The organism is Saccharicrinis aurantiacus (assembly GCF_001660705.2).
GTDB lineage: Bacteria > Bacteroidota > Bacteroidia > Bacteroidales > Marinilabiliaceae > Saccharicrinis > Saccharicrinis aurantiacus.
The window spans coordinates 224,660-237,705 of the sequence record NZ_LYBV02000035.1 but is presented as its reverse complement, the minus strand read 5'-3'; the positions used below and the strand labels follow the sequence as shown (position 1 = coordinate 237,705).

The window sequence follows — 13,046 nt, the reverse complement described above, 5'->3', positions numbered from 1 at the left end:
TAGATAACTAAAAAAAATAAAACATGAATTTGAGCGTCGTTCGCAGCACTATTAAATTAAAGCAACACAAAAGCATCTTACTAATGCTTTTAATTATACTCTGCCTTACCGTAAATATTTCAGCACAAGCTCAGGGGCAAAAGTTAAGAGGAAATGTTAAGGATGATACCGGTGAAGAAATTGTTGGTGCCGCGGTTGTTATAAATGGCACACACGATGGAATACAAACCGATTTTGATGGTAATTTTGAGTTAGAGTTATCCAATTTACCTGTTCTAATTGATGTATCGTACATCGGACATGTTCCGCAATCGTTTAAAATTGATGCGAAAAACATCAATAAACCCCTTAAGGTATTCTTAAAGTCGGAGACGACAGAACTAGAACAAATAATGGTGGTGGCCTACGGCTCCACTTCAAAACGATCGTTTACGGGTAGTGCCGCTAGTTTAAGTTCGAAAGAACTCACTGAATTACCTGTGGCCGATGTTTCTCAAGCCTTACAAGGACGTGTAGCAGGTTTAAGTGTTGGCAATACAAGTGGGCAACCTGGTTCAGGTATGAGCATGAGAATTAGAGGAACCGGATCAATATCAAGTTCGAAAGAACCATTATATGTAATTGATGGAGTGCCTGTGGTAAGTGGCGATTTATCGGGATCAAGCACTATGTCGAGCAATGTTATGAGCTCTATTAATCCTGATGATATTGAAAACATAACCGTACTAAAAGATGCGGCTGCAGCATCACTTTACGGATCGAGAGCTGCCAATGGCGTTATATTAATTACCACCAAAACAGGACAAAACAATAAAACCCAGTTTAAACTGAAAACAGAATATGGTTTTTCTGATTTTGCAATGCCTTTGGTACGCCAAGTAGATGGAGATACTGAAAGAGAAATAAAACGTGAAGGATTAATTAACTATTATACCGACAATGGCTATTCATACGAAGAAGCAGCAAGCCACGTTGATGGTAATGGTAATTCTGGCATAAGCGGCCCAACATTGGATGGCATTGCCCCTATCCCAAATGGAGGATATTCTGATTGGGAATCGGAACTTTTTAGAGTTGGTGTGAATCAAAACATCGATTTTTCGGCAAGTGGCGGAAATGAGAAAACCCGATTCTTCACCTCTATATCTTACCTAAAACAAGAGGGTGTTGTTGAGCGTTCTGATTTTGATAGACTATCTGGTAGAGTAAATATTAACCATAAGGTGAGCGATAAACTTTCGTTTGGAGTAAACACCACATTATCGGCCTCTGAGCAAAACGGAATACTCGATGGCACTAGCTATTTTACCAACCCAGTGTACGGCATGAATATTTTCTTAAGTCCTACTTTACCCATTTATAACACTGATGGTACTTACAACGAAAATTTACCCAATGGTTACCCTAATATTGCCTACGAACAATCATTAAATAATATTAACCGAACGCTTACCAAAAGAAGTTTATCTAGCTTAAATGCCAGTTACGATTTACTGCCCAACCTTAACTTTAAAAGTACATTGGGTATCGATTTAATATTTACTGATTTTACTCAATTCAATCCTAGCGAATCTCGCGATGGTAGAGCAACCAATGGTAAAACTCAAATGAATAGTAAATATTGGCAAACCATTACCTCATCCAATATTTTAACCTACAATAAAACCATTAACGATAGGCATTCTATTAATGTTTTAGCAGGGTATGAAGTGGAGCACACTACGGATAGAGTAAGCTCCATGACTGGGATAGATTTCCCCAACAGTGAGCTATACCATATTAAAAATGCAGGACAGGTAACTGCTGCCAGTAGTTCGGAAAACGAAAGAGGCTTAATTTCTTATTTATCGCGTGTAAATTATGTATTTGACGATAAGTATTACTTATCCGCAAGTTATCGTAGCGATGGTAGTTCCATCCTAAGCGAGAACAATCGTTTTGGTAATTTCTGGTCGGTTTCTGGATCGTGGCACTTATCAAAAGAAAACTTTCTAAGTTCAGCCACGTGGCTAACCGATTGGCGCATCAGAGGGTCATACGGAACAAATGGCACCTTGCCTAACAACTGGTATGCAAGTCAGGGTTTATACTCATTTGGCAATAATTACAATGGCAATATTGGTGGCATGTATAGTAGCATTAACAATCCTAATTTACGTTGGGAACAAAACTATGCGGCAAATATTGGAACCAATATCCGAATTCTGGATTTTATGTCTATCGAGTTCGATATCTTCAATAAAGAAACCAAAGATTTAATTTTATCGGTACCCATTTCGCACACCACAGGTTTTAAAAACACCTTGGTTAATTATGGAGGCATGAATAACAAAGGTTGGGAATTGGGCATTAGTACAGATAATATCACCAATAAGAATTTTCAATGGACTACTTCCGTAGTAATGGGGCAAGTAAAAAACACCATTACTAAGTTATACGATGATGTTATTCCTTGGCCTAACTTTCAAATTTATCGCGAAGGATATTCTATTAACTCAATATTCTTGCGCGAATACGTAGGTGTTAATCCTCAAAATGGAAACGCTCAGTGGTACACAAATACGCAAGATGAGCATGGCAATATAATTAGTCGCGAACTAACAGAGAATTATAACGAAGCCAATGCCGTTATAGTAGGTTCAACTGATCCTATATTAGAGGGTAATATTACCAACACCTTCCATCTTAAAGGCTTCGATTTATCAGCCATGTTTAATTACCGAATTGGCGGATATACTTACGACAGAACTGCGGCCGATCCCTCAAGAGGTGGTGTAAATCAGTCGGAAAATGATGGCGCACACTGGTATGTTCCCATCCGCGAAAGCGGCGCCGACAGATGGCAAAAACCTGGTGACATAACTGATGTACCACGTTATGTATATGGCAACACCAGTTTATCGGGCGAAGCCTCTACCCGCTTTATGCATAAAGCGGATTTTATACGCTTAAAAAGCTTAACCTTTGGTTATACTTTACCGCAACAACTTACGCGAAGCATCAATATGGATCGGGTGAGAATATACTTTAGCGGAATGAATTTATGGACTTGGGCTGCCAATGACATTTATGATCCGGAGGTAAAAGTTAATGGACTTAACGATTGGACTTTGCCGCCAATGAAAACCTATACGTTTGGTATTCAAGTAGACTTTTAAGTTTAAACAACACCTACGCTAAGAGTTCATAAAACAGAAAGTTAATTGCTTTAAAACAGATTAAGATGACATTATTAAATCATATCATATCAATAAAACTAAAATCACTAATTATAATAGCACTAATATGTAGTTCGTGCAGTCACGATTGGCTCAATATGCAACCCTCCGATTCCTTACCAGCAGAAGGGGCTTTACAAACCGTTAAGGATGTTGATTATGCACTTAACGGTGCCTACAATGCCATGTTACATCATTACTATTATGGTGGTACAATGCTTTGGATTGGCGATGTTAGAGCAAATGATATGATGAGTACTTCAATTGGTGTTCGCACATCAAACGAATACCGTTTTCAGTCCACTGCCGATAATATATCTGCAGACCTATGGTCTCAACCCTACGTGGTTATTAAGGCAGCCAACAGTATTTTATATCAGAAAGAGAACATTGAAATAAAAACAGAAAGCGAGCAAGAAACACTCAACTCCTATATTGGTGAGGCCTATGCCTTAAGAGCATTGGCATTATTTGATTTAACACGCTTATTTGGTAAAGCTTACAAGGCTGATAATGGAACTTCATTAGGCGTTCCGATTGTTACCGAATTATTAAACCCTGCAGAAAAACCAGGTAGAAGCAGCGTGGCGGAGTGTTATCAGCAAATCATTAGCGATTTTAAAGAAGCCATTTCGCTATTGGCAAACGAAAAACATAACGGACGCATTACCCAAGAAGCTGCCAACACACTTTTAGCACGTGTATACTTGTATATGGGTGAAGATGAACTTGCATACAACATCGCTAAATCTATCATTGATAGTACCGAGGCCCAACTAATTGCTTACACTGATTATGAAAATTCGTGGAAGGTTGGTTTATCCTCAGAATCTATTTTTGAGTTGGTAAGTACATCTGAAAATAATGCAGGTGGCGAATCGATGGGTTATGTTATGTCGCCAAGTGATGGATATGGAGCCTTTCATTTATCCTCATCTTACCTATCGCTAATTAAGGAGATTGATACCGACATAAGAGCGCAAATAAATACTGATTTTGTTCTTTCTGGCAGAACAGATGCCATTAAAGATGCTTATCTCGGAAAATATCCGGGTAAAGATGGAAGCAATTATGTGGCTGTTAACAATCATATTATTGCTCGTTTAAGCGAAGTTCATTTAATAGCAGCCGAGGCAGCGTTTAAAACAAATAAAAAACAAATATCGCTTGAGTATCTGAACACACTAGTGGAGAAAAGAACAGAACTAGTAGATTATTATGCTTTGGATGATTATTCATTGGTACAGATTATGAATGAGCGCCGTAAAGAATTAGTGGGCGAAGGACATAATTACTTTGATGCCCTGCGCGATGGCGAAACACTAGTAAGAGACCACGATAACTTTTTTGGCGAAATATCGGAAATTGATTTCAATCACAACAAAGCCATTTTACCCATTCCTAGAGCAGAGTTAAATACGAATCCTATTGCTCAAAATCCAGGTTACTAATAGGCGGAGTTCTATTAAAATTGAAAACAAGTATATTCGTAGCCATTTAAATAAAATAAATGGCTACATTTTTGCTATTCTCCTGAAGCAGTTTAAATTGTGCCGCATATGCTTGTAATTTGCAGCTCTTGAAGCCTCAAAACACAAGCCTATTTTTACAAATAGCATAGCCAAAGCTCTATAAGCAACAAACACAATCAATGGTTAAATTAAAATTTAAAATATTTTTTACCTATTTCACCTTTCTAATTCTTATTATTTCGGCAGGATACTTTGTGCGTCAAGAAATATTATCCTATCGCGAAAGCTTTGATAAGGACAATTCTACCACACAAGTAATTGGTCAGGTTAATGATATTTTAAACCAACTTTACAAGTCTGAAGCAATTAATAAAACACCGCATAACAAGCTCAATAAAAGTCAGGAATTAAAGCAACAAAAGTTAACCGATAGCATAGTTTATGCTATTGATTCGCTTCAAAGCACATTTGTAGATACGCTATTAACACAACATTTAGATAGCGTAAAAATGCTCTTAATAATTAAACAAAGTCAGCTGAAACAGCTTTCGTTATACCAATCGCCCAACAGTATAGATTCTTTATACTTTAAAACCATTGAGCGCTTAGATACCGAACAAGACTCGCTGGCTTATAATATAAATATTACCGAAAACTCATCTGTTCAATACGATTCGGTATACCTAAAAACCGCTTATACTCCCGTATCAAAAAGGAATTTTTGGAAACGTTCTAAACCACTTGAAACCGTTTACGACTCCACACTTCAGGTAACCATAAGGAAACAGATGGTTTTAGATAGTTTGGTAAATAAAGTAGATGTTAAAGACTCAATTGGCAATTTATTAATTGATATTATTTCGGAGTTTAGAAGTGAAATAGTTAGCATTGAAGAAAAACAAAAAGCTCAAAAAGATATTATTTACAACAACTATAAGGATATTTCAGCGGATATCAGCACTCTGATTCATCAAATAAAACAAGAGCAATTAGATTCTTCGAGTCAACAAATAGAAGAACAACGCGAGAAGCTAAATGAATCGTTCATTAATATTTACATACTTGCTGCCATAGCCATCCTTATCATCTTGTTTTTTATCATCAACATATTCCGCGATATAACCAAAAGCCAACGCTATAAAAATGACTTAGAGCAAGCCAAATCAACCATTGAAGAAGTGCTTAAAAACAAGGAAATGATGATGCACAGCTTAAGTCATGATATTAAATCGCCCTTAAGCTCCATTATGGGATTTGCACACATCTTAAGCGAAAAAACGCACTCCGAAAAGGATAAAAAATATTTACAAAAAATTAACGACGAATCGGTTTACATCCATCAGCTTATTGAAGATTTGCATACCCTATCTAAACTTGAACAGGGCAAACTAGAGCTAAACAATACCAACACAAATTTAAAATCATTACTTACTGAGGTTTTTAATACACACCATCACAAGGCTAAAAAGAAAGGCCTTGATTACACTTACAATATTGAAGGCATAAAGGAGGAGAATTATTTTGCCGATACCATTAGATTAAAGCAAATATTAAACAACATTATATCAAATGCCCTAAAATATACTCCCAAAGGAAGTGTTTCTATTACCGCCAAAATTGATGCTGTTGGAGAAAAAACAGATGGCATTAAAGTAGTTGTTTCTGATACTGGCCTTGGTATAAACAAAGAAGATATGCAATCGCTTTTCAGCTCCTTTAACCGCGGAAAGGCCGCCAATACAAACATAAAAGGAATGGGCCTTGGTTTAAGTACAACAAAACATTTGCTTAAACTACTCGATGGTGATATTAAGGTAGAAAGCGAAGCCAATAAAGGGAGCCAATTTACCATTACTTTTAATCTTAAAAAGGCGCCAAAAATAGATGAAAACATAGCTATTTCTAACGATTTAAAGGGCAAAACTATTTGGTTGGTTGACGACGATCAAACCCTTTTGGAGATGATGACGGCAACATTAAACCAAACAGGGGCGATTATAAAGGCCTTTAGTAACCCCATTGAAGCGCTTCATAATTATACGCCTCAATGTTTTGATGTTTTGGTTACCGATATTCAAATGCCCGGACTAAATGGAAATGAGTTATTACTGAAATTAAAATCGAGGGGTAATCCATCTATACTTGCCATTGCAACAACAGGACTTAAAACGAATAGTACGTTATTTGATCCCGATCAGTTTTTTGCGGTTATACGCAAACCCTTTTTACCAAATGAACTGAAAAATACAATCAGCAAAGCCTTAAAAATATTTACGGAGCAACAGTCGCAAATGAGCGAATCGGATAATGGTAGTTTAAAAAGCCTATTGGCTTTTGCCGAAGGAAATCAGGAACTCGAATCAATGATTATAACATCGTTTTTTGAGAGTGAAGATGCGAATATAAAGATGCTTGAGAAATACATTGCAACCAATGATGGCGCAGCCATTGTGAATTTAGCACATAAAATGCTTAATATTTACCGACAAATACAGCAGGGTAATATTACTATTTTGTTGGAAGAACTAGAAGATTCGTCGCTACTAAACAGCGATAAAAAAACTTACTATGCCAAAGCTACACACACACTAAAATTGGTGCAAGAATATATTGACACACTAAAACTTGAGTACGCTACAAGATAAAGAGGCTTTTGCAAAGGTTTCTATAAATCAATACCAAAGCGCTTTAGCTTATTATATAAGGTTTTTCTATCAACATTTAGCAAACGAGCTGCTTTACTTTTATTGTTATTAGAAGCCTTAAGCGCCTTTATTATTGTTTCCTTTTCAGTATCCGGATTACTCAATACAAAGTCGTCAACGGGTTTTAGATGCCTAAAATCTGCTGGCAATAAATTCATGGTAATTTCTGAATCTGTAGCCAATAAGGTGGCGCGTTTAATCACATTTTTTAATTCGCGCAGGTTACCGGGCCATTCGTATTGCTCAAAGGCTTGAACTACTTCAGGGGTAAAACCCTTAATATCCTTGTTTAAATAATTATTAGATCGGTACAAAAAATAGTTTGCAAACTGCATAATATCTTCCCTACGCTGCGATAAGGCAGGCACTTCAAAATCAAATTCGTTTAAGCGGTGGTATAAATCTTCGCGAAAAGTGCCCTCTTTGATCGATTGCTTTAAATCGTTATTGGTAGCAGCTACCAAACGAACATCAACATTAATCCACTTACTGGCCCCTACTGGTTTTATTTGTCGTTCTTGCAGCACTCGTAGCAATTGAATTTGACTATCATAAGGCAAATTACCCACCTCATCTAAAAATAAAGTTCCCTTATTGGCCAGCTCAAAATAGCCTTTTTTATCTTCGTAGGCACCTGTAAACGACCCTTTAACATGGCCAAAAAATTCCGATGCCAGTAATTCCTTCGGTATTGATCCGCAATCAACAGCAATAAAAGCTTCCTCACTTCTAGTGCTTTGCTTATGAATACTTTTGGCTATATACTCCTTCCCTGTTCCACTTTTTCCGATAATTAAAACAGACATCTGAGTGGGTGAAACCAATTGAATGTGTTTTGCCAATTGCAGGGCGGCAGCACTGGTTCCTTCAATATAATTCGGATTTTGTTTTAGTTTATTTTCAACTGGTTCAATTACTTTTTTATCGGCAATAGCTTCTTTTATTAAGCTTAATACCTCCGATGGCGAAAATGGTTTGGGTATGTAACTAAACGCCCCTTCTTTGATAGAACGCACTGCAGTATTGTAATTGGCATAACTGGTAAGCATAATTACCTGAGATTGCGGCGTTATTTTATTAAATGCCTTTAAAAGATCCATGCCGTCGGCATCGGGCAAGCGAATATCACTTAATATTATATCAAAAAACTGCTGCTCTACCAACTTTAAAACACCCTTAGCTTCGTAGGTAAAATGTACCTCATAACCGTTCTTTGTGAGCAAAGCGTTTAACATTGTACAAAGTGTAATGTCATCATCAATAATAAGTACCTTATACATTTATCACTACAATTTAATAAGAGATATGCTGATAGTTGTCCACAAAAATAAGCCAATTAAATGGTCTTACAATTTTTTATAAAGAAACATACCTCCAACGCAATTATATATTGTACTTATTTCAGCTTGCAAGCGAATTGCACGAGTGAGGAATTAATGATGTGCAGCAAAGCTTTTTTCTACTGTATTGCCAAAAGCACGCAACAGAAAACTGACTAGGTACATCATAGATATCGAGCAATATTCAATAAAAGAAGCAAACACTCATTTTTTATTAAAACCCAGTGTTTATAAGGCGAGCGCCAATACAAAACACGCATGATCTAATGTAAACTGAGCTCCATCCAATGCAAACTGAGCAACAACTAATACCAAGTACACACCAGCGCGTGTGATTTATGCGTAAGCAAATTATCATTACAAGCCATCCCATATAAATTACATACAAGCTGGTGCGAATTACCGGTAATCTGGATGCAATAATGCATCATCTAATACTTACTTTACCCCATCAAGTATATTATTTGCTTCGGCGATGCTAAAGTAAGGCTATGCACTATTCAGTTAACTTAATGGAAGAATCATTCTTATGCTATCAATACCACAAATTGCCTATTCTGGTAAAAATGGCCCGATATAATCCGTGTAAGAATTGGCTGCAATCCTCCTAGTTACATAAATGCTGAAAATTATTAATTTATTCTAGGTCGCTATTAGTTTGATACTATCTTATTTCTTCAATTGGTACTTGTTCTTTTGATTTACTAATTAATATGGCGTAGTCTATAAATTCTATCGTGTTTTTTCCTTTTAGCTGAGTTGAGTTGTAATCTTTAAGAAACATTTTTATTTCAACTAAATCTACCCCTAAAGCATACGGCGAACTCTGCTCATTTAATTTGTACATAGTTAAATCGGAAAGTTTTGTTTTTTTGAGGTTTTTGATGCCTGTAAAATATTCCTTCCAATAGTCGGAAATACCAAAACCGGCTTTTGTTGTGTAAGTTTTATAGTTTCCACTTTTATCATTCTTTTTATCCCATAACACTTTGCTTTTGGTTAAATATCCCATTATGGTAATTACCTTATCCCGTTGGTAAACATTGTTTTCTATTAATCGAGTAAAAAATGATGGATAATTTCCTTCACGTGCTTTTTGAATATGGAAATAACCATACTTCGCAAATTGCTTTTTATGAGATAAGTTGAATCTTTTATTGATAAACATATAGTTCTCAAAAATTATTTTCTCCCTTTCTCTTTCTGCCTCAAAATTGCAATTGATATTTCCTATAACGTGGTCAAAAATGTCAATCTCTGTTATTAATTCAATGTATTTCGTCTTGTTATCAAGATAATCTTGAACAAATGATTCTACAGTAAGATTGACCTCTTCATTGCTTATAGAGAAATCTACACCAACTGTAGTGCTTAATTTCTTTAGTTTTTCGCGTTCGCTCCAAGTATCAGAATCTTTTGTGAGATATAAAATGTGTTTTATCGGAAAGCGATATTCGTTAACCACATCACAGCCAATAACCTTGAATTTATTCGGATACTTTAAATTCAATTTGCGGATGTTTTTCCAATGATTAAACGTTTCTACTGTTCCTTCTTGAGACACTATAGTTTGAAAGGCAAGGATCAGCTCTTTTAATAATTCCTCATCGCCTGTTTCAATATACTTTTGAAAATAGTATGCCTGACTATAATTGGTTTCAATAATATAATAATCCAGAAGGTTTTTCTCTAACAGAGAACTTATTAAACTAAGCTCTGCATCATAGGTTTTTGCACTTCCGTGTAACGCTCCAAAACCTATGATATTAAAATCAGTTTCTGTTATAGCTGCACTTTCTTTTCTTAAATCAATCCTATTTTTAGTTAGATAATCAATTTTGTCTTGCGCAAAAGCTGTTTGAACAAATATTAGACATAATAATACAAAGTTTGTTTTTATCATTCTTTTCTATTAGGTTTTATAAAGATTGCTAGAAAAACGAGGTTCGATTTTATAACTTCATCAGCTATTATCTCACCTATTCTGCGTTAGCTCATTATTCTTTATTTCAGTAATTTTTCAATCATTTCCTCCAAAATTATTGATGGTTCAGCTATGTTTGCATTATGGATGATGCCTTGTTTATCAATCAATATATATCTTGGAATTGATTTTACATTAAATGAATCTCCAAATTTAGTTTCTCTGCCATTCTTTATATAAAGGTCTATCCCATTACCGCTAGGGTTGTCTTTTTCTACAAAATCTAACCATCGTTCTCTTTTTTCATCAACTGAAACCATTAGAATAGCCACGTTTGAATTGTCTTGATATTTCTTGGCAAAATCTTTTATTGCTGGTCTATGATTTAAACAGGGGCCACACCATGTTGCCCACGCATCAATTAAAACAACTTTTCCTTTAAAATCCGATAGTTCTACTTTGTTTCCCTGTTTATCAATTGCTGTAAAATTGTAAGCGTATTCCCCTTTCTGTGATTGAAAATAAGAGTCAGATGTTTTCTTTATAATTGAAAAGTATTTATTATCCTTTTCCGATTCAACTAATGCATTCAAGACCTCTGCATTCAAGCACTTATCATGTTGGGGCCAATAGGATGGATGTGAAATTAAACCTTCTAAATATGTTGCAATAAAGAAGTCTGAATAATCGTTGTTGTTACAATGTAGTTTTATGTATTTAATAAAAGCACTTAAATCAGTTATCGAGTCATACTCTCGTACAAAATCAACTTCATATTTATAAATAAGAATATCAGGCAGCGTTTTACACCAATTATTATCTCCCTGAATATTATTACAAAAATTATAATAACTAGATTTTAAATCGAGCTGCTTTGCAACTCTCCCAAAGTAGAATAAAAAAGAGTAGATTCTTGCAGAATTCTGATATTCTAAAAAGCCTATCTCATCTTTAGTTAGCTTATTTTTAAACCTATAAATTTCTTTTTCTCTTTTTAATCTGAATTGATCGAAAAGTGCAGCTATTGAATCATTATTATTTGTCGTAAATACGAAACCTCCATTCGTGGCTAAAAATTCGTTTTGACTAAAATGTAGATAATTCAGAAGAGAATCACAGACATTATTAGAACTTATTTGTTTGTTATTAGTAATGGTAATTTCAATGTTTTTATTTGGATGTAAATACAAAAGATATCCCTGATCTAAAACTTTTGAGCTTAGTGCCCCTGCTATCGGATAGTCAATATTGAAGGTATGTGTTAGTCCTGTATTGTCGCTTGCAAATTTAGCCAATACCTTATCGGATGTTAAGTCTCTTATGGTTAAGGTATCACTTTCAGTATATTCTGCTTTTACACTAATTGTGACCTGTTTATTGTTTGTGCAAGAAACAATAATAAATAATGAGGCGAAGAATAGAAGGGTTGTTTTCATCTATATAGGTTTATTTGAGAGTATTATGCGATTCTGTTTTTTTATAAGATTCATGCATCAAATCAGCTTACAATATTTAGTAAGCATCTCTATTATAGCTTTTATTATTTGCCCATTAAGATGGGAGTTTGAATTTATTACGCGCTCCTTTTTCAAACAAGGAATTAAATAGAAATTGCAGAATAGGAAGCATTTTACCGTCCTTGCCAACGCGATAACTATATTTTGGATTTTTAGTTTTTATAATTTGCAGCACTGTTGTTGCAATCGCAGTTGGCTTTGGTGCATTTTCAATTGAATGGGCAAATACACCCAATACCTTTTCCCTGCTTTGTGAATAATCGTTAATAGTTGGATGGGCATACTTAAACGAGTTGTGCAAATTGGTTTTAAAGAAACCCGGTTCAACGGACGAGATGGAAATACCGAATTCTTTTACCTCCTGGCGAAGCGATTTACAAAAGCCTTCTAAAGCATGTTTAGATGCTGAATAAAATCCTTGATACGGCACTCCAATAAGTCCGGCAAGTGAAGTTATAAAAACAATTTTCCCCTTTTTATTTTTACGCATTTGAGGCAAAATGGCTTTTGTTAAGTTTACTGCTCCCCAAAAATTAGTTTCCAATTGCTCTCGTGCTAAATCAGCAGATGTTTCTTCTATTGAACCACAAACTCCGATTCCGGCATTATTAATTAAAACATCTATCGAGATACCTTTGGCTTCTAATTCGTTAATACAATTATCTATGGATGCTTGGGAAGTAATATCGAGTTTTAATAATGGATATGTCAATTTAGCTTTTATCCCATCAGGGTTTCGGCTTGTACCAATAACATTGTATTTATTTTGCAACAAATGTTGAGCAATTACTTCGCCAATTCCTGAGGTAGACCCGGTTATTAATATATTCATTTCTTTAATTTTAAATAATGTACTCTGTGGCTTACTCT

Annotated in this window: 7 protein-coding genes; 3 read left to right on the top strand and 4 right to left on the bottom strand. The window is 35.3% G+C overall.

Going from position 1 to position 13,046, the window contains the following annotated elements:
* Positions 1–23 precede the first annotated feature (23 nt).
* The 3 genes from A8B35_RS18860 (at position 24) to A8B35_RS18850 (ending at position 7,335) form a co-directional block, all read left to right on the top strand.
* The gene (locus A8B35_RS18860; protein WP_075603751.1) at positions 24–3,158 is read left to right on the top strand and encodes a SusC/RagA family TonB-linked outer membrane protein; all 3,135 of its coding nucleotides are present in this window, start codon (positions 24–26) and stop codon (positions 3,156–3,158) included.
* 65 nt (positions 3,159–3,223) lie between these two features.
* Positions 3,224–4,669 (top strand): RagB/SusD family nutrient uptake outer membrane protein, encoded by a 1,446-nt coding sequence (locus A8B35_RS18855; RefSeq protein WP_075603750.1) that lies wholly within the window; start codon positions 3,224–3,226, stop codon positions 4,667–4,669.
* A 200-nt stretch (positions 4,670–4,869) separates the two neighbouring features.
* Positions 4,870–7,335 carry an ATP-binding response regulator gene (locus A8B35_RS18850; RefSeq protein WP_075603749.1) on the top strand — a complete coding sequence of 822 codons (2,466 nt, stop codon included), beginning with the start codon at positions 4,870–4,872 and terminating at the stop codon, positions 7,333–7,335.
* Between the two features lie 20 nt (positions 7,336–7,355).
* Here A8B35_RS18850 and A8B35_RS18845 read toward each other — a convergent pair whose 3' ends face one another.
* The 4 genes from A8B35_RS18845 to A8B35_RS18830 all read right to left on the bottom strand — a co-directional run bounded on the left by A8B35_RS18845 (position 7,356) and on the right by A8B35_RS18830 (position 13,008).
* Entirely contained in the window at positions 7,356–8,675 is a 1,320-nt protein-coding gene (locus tag A8B35_RS18845; protein ID WP_075603748.1) for a sigma-54-dependent transcriptional regulator, read from the bottom strand.
* A gap of 724 nt (positions 8,676–9,399) precedes the next feature.
* On the bottom strand, positions 9,400–10,638 hold the full coding sequence (locus A8B35_RS18840) for a hypothetical protein (RefSeq protein WP_075603747.1): 1,239 nt from the start codon (positions 10,636–10,638) through the stop codon (positions 9,400–9,402).
* Between the two features lie 101 nt (positions 10,639–10,739).
* Positions 10,740–12,095 (bottom strand): TlpA family protein disulfide reductase, encoded by a 1,356-nt coding sequence (locus tag A8B35_RS18835; protein WP_075603746.1) that lies wholly within the window; start codon positions 12,093–12,095, stop codon positions 10,740–10,742.
* 115 nt (positions 12,096–12,210) lie between these two features.
* A complete protein-coding gene (locus A8B35_RS18830) occupies positions 12,211–13,008 on the bottom strand; it encodes an SDR family oxidoreductase (RefSeq protein ID WP_075603745.1) in 798 nt (265 codons plus the stop codon).
* Positions 13,009–13,046 lie beyond the last annotated feature (38 nt).

What these genes read in the sequence shown, in the direction of transcription:
- A8B35_RS18845 (WP_075603748.1), bottom strand. Translation starts at nt 8,675, where the DNA reads ATGTATAAGGTACTTATTATTGATGATGACATTACACTTTGTACAATG.
- A8B35_RS18830 (WP_075603745.1), bottom strand. Translation starts at nt 13,008, where the DNA reads ATGAATATATTAATAACCGGGTCTACCTCAGGAATTGGCGAAGTAATT.
- A8B35_RS18860 (WP_075603751.1), top strand. Translation starts at nt 24, where the DNA reads ATGAATTTGAGCGTCGTTCGCAGCACTATTAAATTAAAGCAACACAAA.
- A8B35_RS18840 (WP_075603747.1), bottom strand. Translation starts at nt 10,638, where the DNA reads ATGATAAAAACAAACTTTGTATTATTATGTCTAATATTTGTTCAAACA.
- A8B35_RS18855 (WP_075603750.1), top strand. Translation starts at nt 3,224, where the DNA reads ATGACATTATTAAATCATATCATATCAATAAAACTAAAATCACTAATT.
- A8B35_RS18850 (WP_075603749.1), top strand. Translation starts at nt 4,870, where the DNA reads ATGGTTAAATTAAAATTTAAAATATTTTTTACCTATTTCACCTTTCTA.
- A8B35_RS18835 (WP_075603746.1), bottom strand. Translation starts at nt 12,095, where the DNA reads ATGAAAACAACCCTTCTATTCTTCGCCTCATTATTTATTATTGTTTCT.